At 65.5% G+C, this 18,414-nt stretch carries 18 protein-coding genes; 5 read left to right on the forward strand and 13 right to left on the reverse strand.

Annotation, left to right across the window (positions count from 1 at the left end; genetic code table 11):
- Complete coding sequence (locus A1D30_RS21370; RefSeq protein WP_063462793.1) at positions 1-708, reverse strand: CoA transferase subunit A; 708 nt, start codon at positions 706-708, stop codon at positions 1-3.
- Between the two features lie 76 nt (positions 709-784).
- Here A1D30_RS21370 and A1D30_RS21375 point away from each other — a divergent pair, with 76 nt between their 5' ends.
- Positions 785-1,330: a PAS and helix-turn-helix domain-containing protein gene (locus A1D30_RS21375; protein WP_063462749.1), complete on the forward strand. Its 546-nt coding sequence runs from the start codon at positions 785-787 to the stop codon at positions 1,328-1,330.
- Between the two features lie 140 nt (positions 1,331-1,470).
- On the opposite strand, the gene A1D30_RS21380 is transcribed toward A1D30_RS21375, so the two are convergent.
- From A1D30_RS21380 to A1D30_RS21390, 3 genes are all read right to left on the reverse strand, one after another.
- A complete protein-coding gene (locus A1D30_RS21380; protein ID WP_063462794.1) occupies positions 1,471-1,869 on the reverse strand; it encodes a carboxymuconolactone decarboxylase family protein in 399 nt (132 codons plus the stop codon).
- A gap of 115 nt (positions 1,870-1,984) precedes the next feature.
- Complete coding sequence (katG, locus tag A1D30_RS21385; protein WP_063462750.1) at positions 1,985-4,186, reverse strand: catalase/peroxidase HPI; 2,202 nt, start codon at positions 4,184-4,186, stop codon at positions 1,985-1,987.
- Positions 4,187-4,266: 80 nt separating this feature from the next.
- On the reverse strand, positions 4,267-5,217 hold the full coding sequence (locus tag A1D30_RS21390; protein ID WP_063462751.1) for a LysR family transcriptional regulator: 951 nt from the start codon (positions 5,215-5,217) through the stop codon (positions 4,267-4,269).
- Between the two features lie 139 nt (positions 5,218-5,356).
- Between A1D30_RS21390 and A1D30_RS21395 the strand changes: the two genes are divergently transcribed.
- A complete protein-coding gene (locus A1D30_RS21395) occupies positions 5,357-6,481 on the forward strand; it encodes an NADH:flavin oxidoreductase/NADH oxidase (RefSeq protein ID WP_063462752.1) in 1,125 nt (374 codons plus the stop codon).
- A gap of 36 nt (positions 6,482-6,517) precedes the next feature.
- Here A1D30_RS21395 and A1D30_RS21400 read toward each other — a convergent pair whose 3' ends face one another.
- The 7 genes from A1D30_RS21400 to A1D30_RS21430 form a co-directional block, all read right to left on the reverse strand.
- A complete protein-coding gene (locus A1D30_RS21400) occupies positions 6,518-7,441 on the reverse strand; it encodes an SMP-30/gluconolactonase/LRE family protein (RefSeq protein WP_063462753.1) in 924 nt (307 codons plus the stop codon).
- A gap of 17 nt (positions 7,442-7,458) precedes the next feature.
- Positions 7,459-8,361: an amidohydrolase family protein gene (locus tag A1D30_RS21405; RefSeq protein ID WP_063462754.1), complete on the reverse strand. Its 903-nt coding sequence runs from the start codon at positions 8,359-8,361 to the stop codon at positions 7,459-7,461.
- A gap of 3 nt (positions 8,362-8,364) precedes the next feature.
- Positions 8,365-9,321: a tripartite tricarboxylate transporter substrate binding protein gene (locus tag A1D30_RS21410; RefSeq protein WP_063462755.1), complete on the reverse strand. Its 957-nt coding sequence runs from the start codon at positions 9,319-9,321 to the stop codon at positions 8,365-8,367.
- 188 nt (positions 9,322-9,509) lie between these two features.
- A complete protein-coding gene (locus A1D30_RS21415; RefSeq protein WP_063462795.1) occupies positions 9,510-10,508 on the reverse strand; it encodes a tripartite tricarboxylate transporter substrate binding protein in 999 nt (332 codons plus the stop codon).
- Positions 10,509-10,581: 73 nt separating this feature from the next.
- Positions 10,582-11,577 (reverse strand): NAD(P)-dependent oxidoreductase, encoded by a 996-nt coding sequence (locus A1D30_RS21420; RefSeq protein WP_242421976.1) that lies wholly within the window; start codon positions 11,575-11,577, stop codon positions 10,582-10,584.
- Entirely contained in the window at positions 11,520-12,206 is a 687-nt protein-coding gene (locus A1D30_RS21425; protein WP_063462757.1) for a methyltransferase, read from the reverse strand. Before A1D30_RS21425 ends, A1D30_RS21420 begins: the two co-directional genes overlap by 58 nt.
- Before the next feature lie 197 nt (positions 12,207-12,403).
- Complete coding sequence (locus A1D30_RS21430) at positions 12,404-13,405, reverse strand: tripartite tricarboxylate transporter substrate binding protein (protein WP_063462796.1); 1,002 nt, start codon at positions 13,403-13,405, stop codon at positions 12,404-12,406.
- 220 nt (positions 13,406-13,625) lie between these two features.
- Between A1D30_RS21430 and A1D30_RS21435 the strand changes: the two genes are divergently transcribed.
- Both A1D30_RS21435 and A1D30_RS21440 read left to right on the forward strand, forming a co-directional pair.
- Entirely contained in the window at positions 13,626-14,399 is a 774-nt protein-coding gene (locus A1D30_RS21435; RefSeq protein ID WP_063462797.1) for an IclR family transcriptional regulator, read from the forward strand.
- 50 nt (positions 14,400-14,449) lie between these two features.
- Positions 14,450-15,022 (forward strand): peroxidase-related enzyme, encoded by a 573-nt coding sequence (locus A1D30_RS21440; protein WP_063462758.1) that lies wholly within the window; start codon positions 14,450-14,452, stop codon positions 15,020-15,022.
- 103 nt (positions 15,023-15,125) lie between these two features.
- Here the strand turns inward: A1D30_RS21440 and A1D30_RS21445 are convergent, their stop codons facing one another.
- Together A1D30_RS21445 and A1D30_RS21450 are read right to left on the reverse strand one after the other, a co-directional pair.
- Positions 15,126-15,551 carry a thioesterase family protein gene (locus A1D30_RS21445; protein ID WP_063462759.1) on the reverse strand — a complete coding sequence of 142 codons (426 nt, stop codon included), beginning with the start codon at positions 15,549-15,551 and terminating at the stop codon, positions 15,126-15,128.
- Between the two features lie 20 nt (positions 15,552-15,571).
- Entirely contained in the window at positions 15,572-16,354 is a 783-nt protein-coding gene (locus tag A1D30_RS21450) for an SDR family oxidoreductase (protein WP_063462760.1), read from the reverse strand.
- A gap of 139 nt (positions 16,355-16,493) precedes the next feature.
- On the opposite strand from A1D30_RS21450, the gene A1D30_RS21455 reads away from it, so the two are divergent.
- Positions 16,494-18,212, forward strand: coding sequence for an electron transfer flavoprotein-ubiquinone oxidoreductase (locus A1D30_RS21455; protein WP_063462761.1), 1,719 nt, complete (start codon positions 16,494-16,496; stop codon positions 18,210-18,212).
- The last annotated feature ends 202 nt before the right edge of the window (positions 18,213-18,414 follow it).

The raw sequence follows: 18,414 nt of genomic DNA on the forward strand, positions 1-18,414 counted from the left end.
TCAGGCTCCTGCTTTTTCTGTGATCGTGCGCTTTTCGATGCGCTTTTCGGGGTTGGCATTCAGCACGATGCGGTGCACGTAGATGCCGGGCAGATGGATGTCGTCGGGGGCCAGCTCGCCCACTTCCACGATTTTTTCCACTTCCACGATGCAGACCTTGCCCGCAGTGGCGGCGGCGGGGTTGAAGTTGCGCGCCGTCAGGTTGAAACGCAGGTTGCCGGACTTGTCGGCCACATCGGCCTTGACCAGCGAGACTTCGGGCACCAGGGAGCGCTCCATCACATAGGTTTCGCCGTCGAACTCGCGCAGCTCCTTGCCGTCGGCCACGATGGTGCCCACGCCGGTCTTGGTGAAGAAGGCCGGGATGCCCGCGCCGCCCGCACGCAGCTTTTCGGCCAGCGTGCCCTGGGGGGTGAATTCCAGCTCCAGCTCGCCCGCGAGGTACTGGCGCTCGAACTCCTTGTTCTCGCCCACGTACGACGAGATCATCTTCTTGATCTGGCGGGTCTCAAGCAGCTTGCCCAGGCCGAAGCCGTCCACGCCCGCGTTGTTGGAGATCACGGTGAGGTTCTTCGCCCCCGAATCGCGCAGCGCGTCGATCAGGGCCTCGGGAATGCCACACAGCCCGAAACCGCCCACGGCCATGAGCTGGCCGTCTGCAACCACGCCCTTCAGGGCCTCGGCTGCGGAGGGGAATATCTTGTTCACCACGATCTCCTTATGAATTGGGATACGCTACGATACTACGTATCTAAATAAGTAGTTTCTCGTAAAGACTTGCACTATGGACGTTGACTACCGACTGGCTTTCGACATGGCCCCCGTGGGGCTGGTGCTGTCACGCAACCGCACCATGGTCGATTGCAACCGCCATGTCTGCGAGATGTTCGGCGCCTCGCGCGAGGTGCTCATCGGCCAGTCGTTCCAGGTACTGTACCCAAGCGCCGACGAGTATGAGCGCCTGGGCGCACACATGGAGCCCATCCTGAACGCCAAAGGCCACTACGCCGACAACCGCATCATGAAGCGTGCCAACGGCGAGGTGTTCTGGTGCCATGTGTCGGGCCGCGCGCTCAACCGCGAAAACCCGCACGCTTCGGGCATCTGGAGCTTTGAAGACCTGAGTTCGCAGCGCGCCGTGAAGGCCGAGCTCACGGGCCGCGAGCGCGAGGTGGCGGCGCGCCTGCTGGAAGGCCTGACCTCCAAGGAGATCGGCCGGGCACTGGAGATCAGCCACCGCACGGTGGAGATCTACCGCGCGCGCCTCATGCGCAAGTACAACGCCTCCACCGCCGCCGACCTGGTGCACAAGCTGCTGGCGGGGGGATAGCCCCCCCTGAGTCGCTTCGCGCCTTCCCCCTGAGGGGGACGCCACCAGTGGCCTGGCAAAGCCAGTTCCACGGTGGCGCTGGCTTGGTGCATGCCAGTTCTACGGGCGACAGGAAGCAGTCCAAGCGGAAGACCGCATCGTCAGCTCTTCTTGGGCCCGTCGATCACCTCCGCCGCCGTGCGGAAGGCCTCCACCGCTGCAGGCAGCCCGCAGTAGATGCTGGCGTGCAGCAGCACTTCCTGAATCTCTGCCGACGTGGCGCCGTTGTTGAGCGCGCCGCGCACATGGCCCTTGAGTTCATGCTGCTTGCCCAGCGCGGTGAGAAAGGCCACGGTGATCAGGCTGCGCGTCTTCATGTCCAGCCCCGGCCGCTGCCACACATCGCCCCAGGCGTTGCGGGTGATGAACTCCTGGATCGGCTGGGTGAAGTCGGTGGCATTGCCAAAGGCATTGGCCACAAAGTCCTCGCCCATGACCTGCTTGCGCGTGGCCAGGCCTTTGTCGAAGTCCTTGGTGGAGGGGTTGGATGGTTGCGTCATGCGGGCTCTCCGGTTCAGTTCTTTGGGGGCCGCCATCGTAGCTGCCCCATGCACGCACCAAAAAAACGCCCCCTGAGGCGTCCCTAAGGACCCGCAGGGGGCGTTGGCACTACGCTCAGGACTTGGCTGCCGCCAGGTCAAACCGGTCCAGGTTCATCACCTTGGTCCAGGCGCGGGCGAAGTCCTGCACAAACACCGCCTGCGCATCGCTGCTGGCATAGACCTCGGCCAGCGCGCGCAACACGGCGTTGGAGCCAAACACCAGGTCGGCCACCGTACCGGTCCACTTTTTGGCGCCCGTACTGCGGTCCACACCGTCCAGCACACCTGCTGCACCCGCCGACTTCTGCCACTGGGTGCGCATGTCGAGCAGGTTCACGAAGAAGTCATTGCTCAACGTGCCGGGCCGCTGCGTAAAAACACCATGCGGTGCCTGGCCCACATTGGCGCCCAGCACGCGCAGGCCGCCAACCAGCACCGTCATCTCCGGCGCGGTCAAGGTCAGCTGGTTGGCACGGTCCACCAGCAACTCGGCCACGGCGCCCTCCAGGCCCGGGCGCACGTAGTTGCGGAAGCCATCGGCCACGGGCTCCATCACTTCGAACGACGGCACATCGGTCTGATCCTGCGATGCATCCGTGCGGCCCGGCGTGAAGGGCACGGTCACGCTCTGACCCGCCTGCTTCGCAGCAGCCTCCACGGCGGCACCACCGGCCAGCACGATCAGGTCGGCCAGCGAGATCTTCTTGCCGCCACTCTGTGCCGCATTGAAGGCCTGCTGGATCTTTTCGAGCTGACCCAGCACCTTGGCCAGTTGCGCAGGCTGATTCACTTCCCAGTCTTTCTGTGGCGCCAGACGAATGCGCGCGCCGTTGGAGCCGCCGCGCTTGTCACCGCCCCGGAAGGTGGATGCAGAAGCCCAGGCCGTCGATACGAGCTCCGAAATCGACAGGCCCGATGCCAATACCTTGGCCTTGAGCGCCGCGATGTCCTGCGCATCGACCAGCGCGTGGTCCACCGCCGGGATCGGGTCTTGCCACACCAGCACTTCGGCGGGCACTTCGGCGCCCAGGTAACGCGCACGGGGCCCCATGTCGCGGTGCGTGAGCTTGAACCAGGCGCGTGCAAACGCGTCGGCAAACTGCTCGGGGTGGGCCAGGAAGCGGCGCGAGATCTTCTCGTAGGCCGGGTCAAAGCGCAGCGACAGGTCGGTGGTGAGCATGGTGGGCACCAGCTTTTTCGACGGATCGTGGGCGTGCGGAATCGTCGCGGCCGCCCCCTTGGCCGTCCACTGGTGCGCGCCTGCCGGGCTCTTGGTCAGCTCCCATTCGTAGCCGAACAGGTTCTCAAAGAAGTTGTTGCTCCACTGCGTGGGCGTGGTGGTCCAGGTCACTTCCAGGCCGCTGGTGATGGTGTCACCACCTTTGCCGGACCCATGGCTGCTCTTCCAGCCCAGGCCTTGCTCCTCGATGCCCGCGCCTTCGGGCTCCTTGCCCACCAGGGCCGCGTCGCCCGCACCGTGGGTCTTGCCAAAGGTGTGGCCGCCAGCAATCAATGCCACGGTCTCTTCATCGTCCATGGCCATGCGTGCAAAGGTGTCGCGGATGTCGCGCGCGGCGGCGATGGGGTCGGGCTTGCCGTTGGGGCCTTCGGGGTTCACATAGATCAGGCCCATCTGCACGGCGGCCAGGGGGTTGGCCAGGTCGCGCTCCCCGCTGTAGCGCTTGTCGCCCGCCAGCCAGGTGGATTCGGCACCCCAGTACACGTTCTCATCAGGTTCCCACACATCGGGGCGGCCACCGGCAAAACCAAAGGTCTTGAAGCCCATGGATTCGAGCGCCACGTTGCCCGTGAGGATCATCAGATCGGCCCACGAGATCTTGCGGCCGTATTTCTGCTTGACGGGCCAGAGCAGGCGGCGTGCCTTGTCCAGGTTGGCGTTGTCGGGCCAGCTGTTGAGCGGCGCAAAACGCTGCTGCCCGGCCCCCGCACCGCCACGGCCGTCTGCCAGGCGGTAGGTGCCCGCGCTGTGCCAGGCCATGCGCACAAACAGCGGGCCGTAGTGACCAAAGTCTGCGGGCCACCAGTCCTGCGAGTCGGTCATCAGCGCATGCAGGTCGGCCTTCACGGCAGCAAGGTCCAGGCTCTTGAATTCTTTTGCGTAATCGAAGCCGTCGCCCATGGGATCGGTGAGCGGGGAGTTCTGGTTCAGGGGACGGATATTGAGCTGGTCTGGCCACCAGTCGGCATTGCCACGGCCCTTGGGCGCGGCAGCCTTGGTGTGGTCAAACGGGCACTTGTTTGTCTCTTGTGTCATGAGGCACTCCTGTTGGCGTTGGTGAGCAGCTGATGGTATGGAGTGCATTCCCTTATGAAAAGGTAATAGTTTTGATTAATTCAATAGTTTTTCTCTAATTTCGGTAAATGCAGCGGACTACCGGCCTCCTTGCACCCACACGTATCGAACAGCACCGAGCGGACCCAGCGGTGCCCCGGGGAGCGGTGGGTGCGTTCATGCCAGGCAGCAGTTTTAACGAAGCCAGGTATGGCCACCGGTGGCTCCAGCACAACCAGCCCGCGTGCATCAGCTACCACCCGCTGGGGCACCACCGCGATCAGGTCGCTGTTGCGCAGGATCTCCGGCAGCACCAGAAAACTGGTGATCGACAGCACCACCCGCCGTGATCGGCCCAAGCGTGCCAACACCTCATCCGTCACGCCGCAGAAGCCGCCACCCGTGTACGAAATGAGCGCATGGTCCAGCGCGCAAAAACGGTCCAGCGACAGCGCGCCGCCCTTCGCATCCGGGTGCCCGGCGCGCATCACGCACACGTAGCGCTCGTCAAACAGGTGCCGGGCATACAGGTCGGGCGCCGTGTTCTCGGGGCTGATCAGGGCCAGATCGATATCGCCCCGCTCCAGCCGCTCGTACACCGGCAGATGCTGGGCCGGCACCACGGCCACGCGCACGCCGGGCGCGCGGCGACGCAGCATGGCCAGGAATGGCACCACCACCGCCTGCAGCGCGTAGTCGGTGGATGCGAGCTGCACCGTCATCTGCGCCGTGGCAGGGTCAAAGGCCTGAGGTTGCAGCAGCGACTCGATCCCACCCAGCAGCTCCTTGACCGGCGCGGCCAGCTCTTGCGCGCGCAGCGTGGGCGTAATGCCACGCTGTGTACGCACGAAAAGCGGGTCATCGAAGCTTTCGCGCAGCCGGGTCAGCATGCCGCTCACCGCAGGCTGGGTGAGCGACAGGCGCTGGGCGGCGCGGGTTACGCTGCGTTCATCGAGCAAGGCATCCAGTGCCTTGAGCAGGTTCAGGTCCATGGCCCTGATATCAATTGCCATGATTTCAGAAATAAGAACTATCGATTTGGTTTATGGCTGCATCGTACCCACCATCTTCACTGTGCGTGGCCGTGGTGTCTTTGCCCCCGCCCCCAGCCCGAAATTCCTTTTCTATTTAACCGACAAGAAAGCAAGCTGCATGTCTGCCCTGTTCACACCGTTCCAGCTCAAAAGCGTCACCCTGCGCAACCGCATCGCGATCCCGCCGATGTGCCAGTACAGCGCGGTGGACGGCTTCACCAATGAATGGCACCAGGCGCATTACGCCGGTCTCGCTCGCGGCGGCGCAGGCCTGGTGATTGTCGAGGCCACGGGCGTATCGCCCGAAGGCCGCATCACCCCGGCCTGCACAGGCCTTTGGAACGACCAGCAGATCGAAGGCATGGGCCGCATCGCCGCCAGCATCAAGGCCGCTGGCGCCGTGCCCGGCATCCAAATCGCCCACGCAGGCCGCAAGGCCAGCGCCCAACGCCCCTGGGAAGGCGATGACCACATTCCCGAGAGCGACCCGCGTGCCTGGCAGCCGATTGCACCGTCCGCCATTGCTTACGGCGGCGGTCTGCCCCGCGTACCCCAGGCCATGACACTGCAAGACATTGCCCGCGTGCAGGCCGACTTTGTGGCCGCCGCTCATCGCGCACTGGCCGCAGGGTTCGAGTGGCTGGAGCTGCACTTCGCCCACGGCTACCTGGCGCAGAGCTTCTTCTCGCCCCACAGCAACCAACGCACCGACCAGTACGGCGGCAGCTCTGACAACCGCGCGCGCTTTCTGCTGGAAACCGTGGAAGCCGTGCGCAAGGTGTGGCCCGCACACCTGCCACTCACGGCACGCTTCGGCGTCATCGAATACAACGGACGCGACGAGGAAACCGTGGCCGAGTCCATTGAGCTGGTGCGCCGGATGCGCGAACGTGGCCTGGACATGGTCAACGTCAGCGCGAACTTCGTGATTGCCGAGACGCAGATTCCCTGGGCAACCCCCGCCTTCCTGGCCCCGGTCGCACAGCGCGTGCGCAGCGAAGCCGACCTGCCCGTGGCCTCGTCGTGGGGCATCGATGACCCGAAAATCGCTGAACGTGCAGTGGCCGACGGCCAGATGGATTTGGTGATGATCGGCCGCGCCCACCTGTCCAATCCGCACTACACCTACCACCTGGCGCAGGTGCTGGGCGTGCAAAAGCCTGAATGGAACACGCTGCCCGCGCCCTACGCGCACTGGCTGTCGCGCTATCGCGGCGCAGCGAAGGTCGCCGCAGCCCAGTAAAGCGGTGAAAAACGCCCTTGCCCTTTGGTCCGACGTTCAGTCCAGGGTCGAACAGTGCAGGGGTAGCCCCGGCGCATCCAGCCGTGCACACAGGATGTGGCCGTGGGTCGAATCGGTCACGAACACCGTTTGTCCGCCCTGCCCGCCAAACGCCAGGTTGGTGGTGGACGCCCCGGCAGGCCCCCGCAGCACCAGCACGGGCTCGGCCCGGTGGTTGAGCACCCACACATAACCCAGGCCCGGGTTGGCCACCAACAGGCGGCCGCTCGTATCCACCGCCAGCCCGTCGGGGCCGCTGGGGCCGTGCGACGTGAAGAACTGCCCCACCTTGGCCACGCTGCCATCGGGCAGCAGCGGCACGCGCCACACGCAGTTGCCACGTGTGGCGGCCAGGTACAGCACGCGGCCGTCGGGCGACAGGGCCACGCCGTTGGGGCTGGGCACGTTGGCCAGCAACAGGTCGAGCTGGCCATTAGGGCGCAGCCGGTACAGGCGCCCGCTCGGGTCGTGCAGGCCGCTCTGGCCCTGGTCGGTGAAGTACAGGTTGCCGTCGGCGTCGAAGATCAAATCGTTCACGCCCTTGAAGCGCTCGCTGTTGCGGCGCTCGAGGTACGGCGTGACCCCGCCGGTCGCGATATCGAGCCGCATCAACCCGTTCTTGTAGTCGGTGATGAGCAGCGTGCCCGCATCCATGAACTTCATCCCATTGGGCTCGCCGTCGTACTCGGCCACCAGCGTCCACGCGCCCTGCGGGTCGATGCGGAAGATGCGGCCCCAGGGGATGTCGGTCACGTACAGGTTGCCCACGCCGTCGAACACCGGGCCTTCGAGGAACGAATCGGTGACAGTGCCGCCCCGGTTGGCATCGGCCCAGGCGCTGCGCTCGGGGCGGCGGAAAGTGTCGGGCATGGAGCTGAAAAACGCCAGCTCGCGGAGCTCGGGGGATTGCAGCAGAAACATGGAAGAGGCTTTCGTTGTCAGGAGGTGGCGCCGAAACCATACAGCCGCGCCGGGTTGTCCACCAGGATACGGTCCATCGCGGCATCCGAGCCCGCCCAGGCGCGCAGCAGGTCCACCAGGTCGGCATCGTTCACGGTGCCCGGCGCCTCGGTGGTGTGGGGCCAGTCGCTGCCCCACACCAGGTGACTGGGGGCTGCCCGCACCAGGGCTTGCCCCAGCGGCAGGGTGTCGGCGTAGCTGGGGCCCTGCACGGCAGAGCGCATGTAGGCACCCGAGAGCTTGACCCAAGTGTTGCCCCCGTCCAGCAAGCGGCGCAGCACGCCAAAGGCTTGGGCCGATGGACCTTCGGCCGGATCGATGCGCCCCAGGTGGTCGATGACCAGCGGCACCGGCAGCGCCTGCAGCACATGCGCCAGCGCCACGATCTGCTCCGGGTGCGCGAACACCTGGATGTGCCAGCCAGCGCAGTCCGCATGCTGTGCCACCTTGCCCGCCAGTGTGGTCAGCATCTGCGCCGTGGTGGTGCCCCACGATTGGGGTGAGACAAAGTTGACCCGCAGCCCGCACACGCGGCGCGCGGCCAGCCGGGCCAGCTCTGCATCGCTCACGCGGGGGTCCACCACAGCCACGCCACGTGCGTCGTCACCCAACTGGTCCAGCGCATCCAGCGTGCAGGCGTTGTCGGTGCCGTAGGTGGATGGCGTGACCACCACCGTGCGTGTGCTGCCCAGGCGCTGCTGCAGCTGCCAATAGGCGGCCACGGGCGCATCGGGCGGCGTGCGCGGCCAGTGGGCAGACGGTGCAAAACGTGCATCGAAGATGTGCATGTGGCTGTCGCACGCGCCGGGCGGCAGCAGGCGCTGCGGGCGGTTCAGGCCCACCGAGTGCGGCACGGGCGTGGTCAGCGCGGGCAAAGGCATGGCTCAGTCGAGTTTGATATTGCCCTTCTTCACCACCTCGCCCCACTTGCTGTCTTCCTTCTTGAGGAAGGCGGCAAACTCCGCAGGCGTGGAGCCGATGGGCTGGGCGCCCAGGTCGGCCAGGCGCTGCTTCACTTCGTCTTCCCTCAGCACCTCTTGCAGGGCCTGCTGCAGTTTGGTGGCCACGTCGGCAGGTACGCCCGCAGGCAGGAACACGCCGTTCCACTCATAGGCCTCATAACCGGGGATGGCCGCCTCGGCCACGGTGGGCACATCGGGCAGGCGCTTGGAACGCTCAGGCGCCGACACGGCCAGCGCGCGCAGCTTGCCGCCTGCCACATGCGGGTAAGTCGCGGCCACGGTGCCGAACATGAAGTCCACCTGGCCCGCGATCACGTCGGTGATGGCGGGGCCGCCACTCTTGTAGGGCACGTGCACCATGTCCAGGCCCAGCTTCTGGGCCATCAGCTCCGCCGCCAGGCGCTGCACCGTGCCGCTGCCGCCCGAAGCAAAGTTGATCTTGCCCGGCTGCGCCTTGGCCTTGGCAATCAGCTCGCCCACGTTCTTGTAGGGCGCATCGGCCTTCACGATGAGCACATTGGGCGCCAGCAGCACCAGCGATAGCGGCTGCAGTGCGTTGGCGGCATACGGCATCTTGGGGAACAGGTGCGGGTTGATGGAGTGCGGCGTGGCGTCGTACAGCATGGTGTAGCCATCCGCCGACGCCTTGGCCACAAAACTCGCGCCAATGGTGCCACTGGCGCCCGCCTTGTTGTCCACAATCACGCTGCCGCCCAGCTTGGCACCCAGGCGGGTGGCCACCACGCGGGCCACGGCATCGGCCGCGCCGCCGGGGGCATAGGGCACGACGAGCGTGATGGGCCGCTCGGGGAAGGCGGCGTGGGCCAGGCCTGCAGCCAGTGCGCAGGCGGCGATCAAGGGTTTGAGAAAACGCAACATGAAGTCTCCTTATCTATTCAATCCATGAAGAACAAACAGGTATCGCTGGCCCATGGCCTGCGAAACTGGCGCTGACAAAGCGCAGGCAGCCGTGCAAGGGCCGCCCCGCCGCACTGGCTGCGTCCCCCTTCCCGCATCGCGCAGCGAGGCGAGAGAGGGGGGGGAAGGCGCAAAGCGCCTCAGGGGGGTCAATCCACTTTCAGATCAAGCTCGCGTGCAATCTGCGTATAGGCGGCCACTTCGCGGCCGACCTGGCTGGCAAACGCAGCGCCGCAGGTGGCATCGGCGTCCAGCCCCAGGCCGCGCAACTTGTCGTTGGCCGCAGGGCTTTGCACAAAGTCCCTGGCCACGCGCTCCAGCTGCTGGGCAATGGCGTCGTCCAGGCCCGCCGGGGCCAGCAGGCCATACCAGGCGTCGGCCGAATACTTGCCGCCACCGGCCTCGGCAAAGGTGGCCACATCGGGCAGCAGCGACGACCGCTTGGGCGATGCCACGGCCAGCGCGGTGAGCTTGCCGCTCTTGATCTGCGGCAGCACCGAGCCCAGCGTGGCAAACGAGCTGTCGAGCTGGCCGCCCACCAGGTCCGTGACCACTGGCGCGGCGCCCTTGTAGGGCACATGGTTCAGCTGCAAGCTGTTGGCGCGGGCAAACATCTCGGTGGCAAAGTGGCCTGAGCTCCCCACGCCCGCCGTGCCTGCGGACAGACGCCCCGGCTCCTTGCGCGCACGGGCCATGTACTCAGCCAGCGACTTCACGGGCAGGGCCTGCCTCACCACCAGCACCGTGGGGCTGGTGGCTACGGTGCACAGCGGCTTGAACGACTTCACCGCATCGAACTTCACCCGCCCGGCGTACAGACCCGGGATCATGGTGTGATTGGTGGCGCCAAACAGCAGCGTGTAGCCGTCGGCGGGCGCGCTGGCCACCGCCTGGGCGGCCAGGATGGTGTTGGCGCCGGGCTTGTTGTCCACCACAAAGGGCTGGCCCAGCGCGCGGCTGGCGTGGTCGGCAAACGCGCGTGCCACCACGTCGGTGGGGCCGCCTGCGGCAAAACCCACCACCAGCTTGACGGGCTTGTGGGGGAACGCAGTTTGCGCCCCTGCTGCGCCGGATGCTATACAAACAATAGCTATTAGCGCATGATGGACGCGCGCAGAGGCCGTTTTTCTTCTCAAAATGTTGTGCATGTCTTTGTCTCCATGGGCCGGGGCGCCCTGCCCCGTGCCTTTTTTCTCTTTGCTTTCAGGAAGGGGGCTGGCGTCAGGCCGCCGCCACCGCTGCGCCAGGCACACGGGCCAGCACGGCCAGCAGGTTCTGCGCCGCGCCCACGCCCATGTTCACGTAGGCGTCACTGGTCACGCCGCCGATGTGGGGGCTGAGGATGAAGTGCTTCTCGCCCTGGAAGGGATGGCCCGTCGTCATCGGCTCGACCGCAAAGCTGTCCAGCCCTGCCGCCATCACCTGGCCCGAACGCACGGCAGCCAGCAGCGCGGCCTCGTCGATCAGGCCGCCACGCGCCGTGTTCACCACAATCACGCCGCGCTTGCATTGCGCCAGCGTGGTGGCGTTCAGCATGCCCCGGTTCTCGTCGGTCAGCGGGCAGTGCAAAGACACAGCATCGGCTTCGCGCCAGATCGTCTCCAGGCCCACGCTCTGCACATAGTCCGGCAGGTTCTTCGCAAACGGGTCAAAGCCGATCACGCGCATGCCCAGGGCGTCGGCCATCTTGGCAAAGCGCAGGCCGATGGCGCCCAGACCCACCAGGCCCACGGTGCGGCCACCCAGTTCCAGGCTTTTGTGCGTGGCTTTGTCCCAGTGGCCCGCGTGCATGCGCGCATCGAGCTGCACCACCGATTTGGCGCAAGCCAGCAGCAGGGTCAGCGCCTGTTCGGCCACCGCCGCTGCGTTGGCGCCCACGGCAGCCACCACTTCAATGCCACGCGCCTTGGCCGCCACCTTGTCGATGGTGTCGGTGCCACTGCCGTGCTTGGAGATGACCTTGAGCGCTGGCGCCGCGTCCATCACCGCCGCACCCACCTTGCCGTAGCGCACGATGATGGCCACGGGGTTGTGCGCACCGCACAGGGCCACCAGGTCGTCCTCGGTAGGCGCCTTGCCCGCGTAGACGATGTCGTAGCCCGCGAGCAGCTCCAGGGCGTGCTGCGCCAGATCGGCGCCGGTCACGATGATGGTTGGGCTCACAGAGATTCCCCTTCCTTCAGCACACCAGCAGCGCGCAGCGCGGCAGGCAGCCATTTCGATGCGGTGTCGCCACGCGCAATGGCTTCGATGCGGGCGGCTTCGTCGGCCACCTTCTTGTCGGCCAGGGCCAGCATGCTGGGGGCCTTCTCGCGTTCGATGACGACCACGCCATCGGCATCGCCCACTACCAGGTCACCGGGGTTCACGGTGGCGCCACCGGCGCTGATGGGGTGGTTGATGCGCCCGGGCACATATTTGGTGGGGCCTGCAGGGTTGAAGCCCGCGCTGAACACGGGGAAGTCCAGCTCCAGGATCTCCAGCTTGTCGCGGATAGCGGCGTCCACGATCACGCCAGCCAGGCCACGCTTCTTGCAGGCGCTGAGCATCAGCGTGCCCATCAGCGCGGCGGTCTGGTCGCCTTTGCCGTCGATCACCAGCACGTCGCCCGGCTGGGCCAGCGCAATGGCGGCGTGGATCATGAGGTTGTCGCCAGGGCGCACCTCCACGGTGAAGGCGGGGCCCGCCACCTTCATGCTCTGGTGCACGGGCGCCACGCGGCCATGCATGGTGCCGCGGCGGCCCGCCACGTCGGCCAGGATGGCGGCCTGGTAGGTGGCAGCTTTGCTCACAACGTCGGCGCCCACGCGCTCGATGGTGCGGATGATTTCAGGGAGTTGGTTCATGAGAAATCCTTGGAAGAAACGCGAAAAACAGAGGCGTGGAAATGCGCCGCAGGCTGGGCAGCGCGCGCAAGGCGCCCATGCCGCAGCGCCACCAGCCCCGGGGTCGGCGGCTGGCCCAGTGCAGACGAAATGCAAAGGTGAAGAAGTGGGTGGCGGGCTGACAGATATGCAGCACAACCCGCCCCACAGGGAGCCCGTCAGTCCAGGCTGGCGCCCGAATCCTTCACGATCTTGGCCCAGCGCGGCACTTCGGCTTTGAGCAGCTGGCTGAATTGCTCGGCCGTGCCGCCCAGCACATCGCCGCCTTCAGAGCGCAGCTTGTCGGCCACATCGGGTTGCTGCAGGGCCGCGTTGATGGCCTTGTTGAGCTGCGCCACGATGGGGGCTGGCGTACCGGCGGGGGCCAGGATGCCAAACCAGGTCACGGCCTCGAAGCCCTTGTAGCCGGACTCAGCCAGCGTGGGCACATCCGGCAGCTGGGGCGAGCGCTTGGCCGAGGTGATGGCGATGACCTTGAGCTTGCCGTTGCGCACCTGGCCCAGCAGCGTAGGCACGGAGGACATGTACAGGTCGATCTGCCCGCCCACCAGGTCCGTCATGGCCTGGGCCGCGCCCTTGTAGGGGATGTGGCGCAGCTTGATGTCGGCGGCGTTTTCAGCCAGCTCACCGGCCAGGTGGGCCACGGTGCCGTTGCCCGAATAGCCCAGCGTCAGCGCATCGGGTTTGCCCTTGGCGGCCGCCACCACATCGGCGTAGCTCTTGAAGGGTGAGTTGATGGGCGCAGCCATGACGATGGGCGAGGACGAGACGAGCGCCACGGGCACCAGTTCCTTGAGCGGGTCGTACGGCAGCTTAGGGTACAGCGTGGGGTTGATGGCCAGGTTGCTGGTCTGGCCAATGACGAGCGTGTAGCCGTCGGCGGGTGACTTGGCGGCGGCGTCCACCCCCAGGTTGCCGCCCGCGCCGGGGCGGTTGTCCACGATCACGTTCCACTTGTTCTGGTCCGTGAGCTTTTGCGCCACCGTGCGGGCAATCATGTCGGTGCCTCCGCCGGGAGGGAACGGCACGATCAGGCGGATGGGCTTGCTCGGATACGCGGCTTGCGCGTGGGCGCTGGCAAAGGGCGCTGCAACGGCGGCAAGGCCGAGGACGGCGGCGCACAGGGCACGGGGAAGCAAACGGGGCGAAAAAGCGGGCATGCAGTTGTCTCCTGGTAGGTGGTTCTTCGCGCCGCCCTGCACATGCTGCTGCAGGCCCGGCGCTGTGGACGCGACTTTACGCAGGCGTTTCAACCCATACAATGCCGTTGCATACAATGAAACGAATTGCATCGTGAGCAATCTTCCAAAAAAACCACCCTCGCCCCTCGCCACCGCCAGGGCGCCCTCGCCTGCCAGATCCCCGTCACCCCGCAAGACCCTGCCGCAGGAGCCCACCGAACCGGAAGACAGCGCCGCCAAAGGCACGGGCGGCGGCGTGATTGCCGTCACGCGCGCACTGCAGGTGCTGGAGGCCTTTGCACTGGGCGAATCCAGCCTGCCCCTGGCCGAGCTCAGCCGCCGCTGCGGCCTGCACAAGACCACGGTGCTGCGCCTCGCGCGCACGCTGGCGCAGTCGGGTTTTATGGTGCAACGCGAGGATGGCGACTGGCGCCTGGGTCCGGCAGCAGGCTGGCTGGGAGCACGCTACCAGGCCGGTTTTGACGTGCAGAACGTGCTGGAGCCCGCGCTGCGCGAGCTGACCCTTGCCACGGGCGAAAGCGCCGCGTTTTATGTGCGCGAAGGCAATGTGCGGACCTGCCTTGTGCGCGTGGAAGGCCCGCAGGCGCTGCGCCACCACGCACGCATGGGCGAAGGCCTGCCGCTGGACAAGGGCTCGCCAGGCCGCGTGATCCTGGCGTTTTCGGGCGAGCCGGGCAAGGCCTATGAAGAGATCCGCAAGAAGGGCTACCACTGGTCGATTGGCGAACGCGAACAGGGCGTGGCCACGGTGTCGGCGCCGGTGTTTGGCATGCACTGGCGGCTGATGGGCTCGGTGTGCATTTCGGGCCCGGCATCGCGCCTGCCAGCGGAAAAACTCGAAGCGCTGGCACAGACGGTGATGGCTGCGGCCACCCAGCTGTCGTATGCGCTGGCGGGCAATTCCGCCGCGCCCGCCCAGAGTCCGGTGCGGGCGACCCACTGGCACCCTTGAGGCATCCGTGATACTTGCGGCATCCATCACAACAACCCCAGGAGACCGCCGTGAGCCGCTACCCTTTTCCCGACCTGAACACCCTGCCCGAAGACATCCGCGCACGCATCGTGGAAGTGCAGGAAAAGGCAGGCTTCATCCCCAACGTGTTCCTGGCCTTTGCGCGCCGCCCGGCCGAGTGGCGCGCGTTCTTTGCCTACCACGATGCACTGATGCTGAAAGAGGAAGGCAGCCTGACCAAGGGCGAACGCGAGATGATCGTCACCACCACCAGCGCGGCCAACCAGTGCCTGTATTGCGTGGTGGCGCACGGCGCGATCCTGCGCATCTACGAAAAGAAACCCCTCATCGCCGACCAGGTGGCCGTGAACTACCGCAAGGCCGACATCAGCCCGCGCGAACGCGCCATGCTCGACTTTGCGATGAAGGTCTGCCAGCGCTCGCACGAGATCGAGGATGCCGACTTTGTCGCGCTGCACGCCCACGGCTTTGACGACGAAGACATCTGGGACATTGCGGCCATCACCGCGTTTTTTGGGCTCAGTAACCGCATGGCCAGCTTTGCGGGCATGTTGCCCAACCCCGAGTTCTATCTGATGGGCCGTGTGCCCAAGCAGAAGTAAAGCAGCACGGCAGGGCGCAGGAACAGGAGTGGATATCGATGCTATGCTTTTGATAGCATAAAGCGCTTATCCATCGCGCGCAGAGGCCCTTTTTTGCCTTGATTCAGTCTCCCGACACCAGCGCCCGCATCCAGTCGGGCAGCGGCGCCGCCTTCTGCTGCGGGAAGTCCACCCAGATGGTGGTGGCCCCGCCCGCCGCGCAGATCACGCCCGGCTGGTCCACGCGTTCCAGCGTGCCCCAGGTCTCGAACGTGGTGCGGCCCGGGTCGCTCACGTAGAGCTTGAGCAGCACATCGGCCGGGTATTCGAGCTGCTTGTAGAAGTTGCAGAACGCATTGACGATGACCGGCCCCTGCCCGCGCGGGTCGGGGTTGCAGCCCACCGACACCATCCAGTCGATGCGCGCGGTTTCCAGGTAACGGAAGTACACGGTGTTGTTGACATGGCCCATCGCGTCCATGTCGCCCCAGCGCACGGGGAAGCGCGTCTCAAAGACCAGCTTTTTGACCTCGGGGATTTCGATCTTCATGCCCGCATGTTCCCTGGGGATCAGACCGCAAAACCATCGTCCGCCGCAATCACCGCGCCGTTGATGAAATGGCTCTGGTCGCTGGCCAGCATCACCAGCAACGCGTCCAGGTCCTGCGGGCTGCCCACGCGCTTGCGCGGCAGCATGGCGATGAGTTTCTGGCCTTGCTCGGTGTCCCAGTGGTGGTGGTTGATTTCGGTGTCGATGTAGCCGGGGCAGATCGCATTGGTGTTGATGCCGAACTTGCCCCACTCCATGGCCATGGCACGGGTCATCTGCACCACGGCGGCCTTGCTCATGCAGTAGGCGCCGATCTGCGGCAGGACCTTGAGGCCCGCCATCGACGCGATGTTGATGATGCGCCCGCCCGTGAAGCTGCCCGGTGCCGCGCCGCGCGAGCGGGCCAGCATGCGCTTGCCCACCTCTTGCGCCACAAAGAACGCGCCCTTCACGTTGGTGTCGAAGATGAAGTCGTAGTCCTCGGGCGTCACGTCCTGCAGGCGCTGCGTGGTGCTCACGCCCGAGTTGTTGATCAGGATGTCGATGGAACCCATCTCGGTCTCGGCATGGGCCACGGCGGACTTGATGGAGGCGTGGTCGGTCACGTCGAGTTCGATCACGTGGGCGTCACCGCCCTCGCCTTCGATGCGGGCGCGCAGTTCCTTGAGCTTTTCTATCCGGCGGCTGGCCAGCACCACCCCCGCTCCGGCACGCGCCAGGGTGCGCGCAAACTGCGCGCCCAGGCCACTCGATGCGCCGGTGATGAAAGCGACGCGGCCCGACAAGTCGATGCTGTATGCCATTTAGAGTCTCCCCACTGATCAAAAAAGAACGGTCGTTCGATTGTCCATATTCCGTGAATACAATCAGTCGCCAGACAGACAGGGGCTGGCCCATGCTCTGCCGACAATAGTCCATTATCAAACGCCCGACGAGAAGCCCATGACAAACGAAGAAATCCTCGCCCAATATGGCCCCCGCGAATCCATGGAATACGACGTGGTGGTCGTTGGCGGTGGCCCTGGCGGCTTGGCCACAGCCATCCGCCTGAAGCAATTGGCGGCCGAAAAAGGCCAGGATGTCTCGGTCGTGGTGCTCGAAAAAGGCTCCGAGCCCGGCGCGCACATCCTCTCCGGCGCCATCATGGACCCCAAGGCGCTCACCGAGCTGATTCCCGACTGGAAAAAGCGCGGTGCCCCGCTCAACCAGCCCGTCACCGACGACGCCTACATCTTCCTGTCGGAAAAATCGGGCGTCCGCGTGCCCAACATGTTCCTGCCGCCGTTTGCGCAGAACCATGGCAACTACATCATCAGCCTGGGCAACCTGACCAAGTGGCTGGGCGAACAGGCCGAAGCCCTGGGCGTGGAAATTTTCCCCGGGTTCACCGCCGCCGAGGTGCTCTACACAGACGGCTCCGAAAATGGAGGCGTACCTGCGGTACGGGGCGTGGCCACCGGCAACATGGGCATCGGCAAAGAGGGCGAGCCCACCGAGAACTTCCAGCTGGGCATGGAACTGCTGGGCAAGTACACCGTGTTTGCCGAAGGCGCGCGCGGCCACCTGGGCAAGCAGCTGATTGCCAAGTACCACCTCGACAAGGACCGCGACCCCCAAAGTTTCGGCATCGGCATCAAAGAGCTGTGGGAGATCGACCCCAAGAAGCACCAGCCCGGCTTTGTGATGCACACCGCGGGCTGGCCCATGGAGAACGACACCTACGGCGGCGCCTTCCTGTACCACCTGGAGGGCAACAAGGTGGCCGTGGGCTTCGTCACCGGCCTGGGCTATGCCAACCCCTACCTGAGCCCGTTCGAAGAGTTCCAGCGCTGGAAGACGCACCCGAACGTCCGCTACTACTTCGAGAACGAGAAGGGCGAGATCACCGCCAAGCGCCTGTCGTATGGCGCGCGTGCCATCAACGCCAGCGGCATCAACGCCCTGCCCAAGACGGTGTTCCCGGGCGGCGCACTGGTGGGCTGCAACGCGGGCTACCTGAACGTGGGCCGCATCAAGGGCAGCCACGCCGCCATCAAGACCGGCATGCTGGCGGCAGAAGCCGCCTACGACGCCGTGGTGGCGGGCCGCCAGCACGACGAACTGACCGCCTACCCCGAAGCCTTCGAGGCAAGCTGGCTCTACACCGAGCTGAACAAGGACCGCAACTTCAAGAACTGGTTCAAGTACGGCCTGACCACGGCCACGCTGATGAACGGTTTCGAGCAGTTCGTGCTGCGCGGCCACATCCCCTGGACGCTGCACCGCGACAAGCCCGACCACGCCTACCTGAAGCCCGCAGCCGAGTGCAAGCCCATCGTCTACCCCAAGCCCGATGGCAAGCTCACGTTCGACCGCCTCTCCAGCGTGTTCATCAGCAACACCAACCACGAAGAGAACCAGCCCGCCCACCTCACGCTCAAGGACGCGAGCGTGCCGGTCAACATCAACCTGACCAAATACGCAGGCCCCGAAGCCCGCTACTGCCCCGCCGGTGTGTACGAGTTCGTGGCCGACGAAGCCAAGGGCGGCAACGCCCAGCGCCTGCAGATCAACGCGCAGAACTGCGTGCACTGCAAGACCTGCGACATCAAGGACCCCACGCAGAACATCGTGTGGGTCACACCCGAAGGCGGCGGTGGCCCGAACTACTCGGGCATGTAATCAAAATTGATAGCAAACAATGCTTAAGGGGCCCGCGCAGGGCCCCTTTTTTTAGGCTCTCTTCCGTTTCGGGTGGAAAGCCACATTCCCCACCATAGCCATGGTCAGGCCCTTGCTTTTTGCAAAGGACTGCCCGGCAGGTGAGTGAGCTTTCCAGCGATCAGGAACGCCATGGCGATGAAGTGGTCGGTGGTGCCATAGC

It is taken from the genome of Acidovorax sp. GW101-3H11 (assembly GCF_001633105.1).
Taxonomy (GTDB): domain Bacteria; phylum Pseudomonadota; class Gammaproteobacteria; order Burkholderiales; family Burkholderiaceae_C; genus Acidovorax.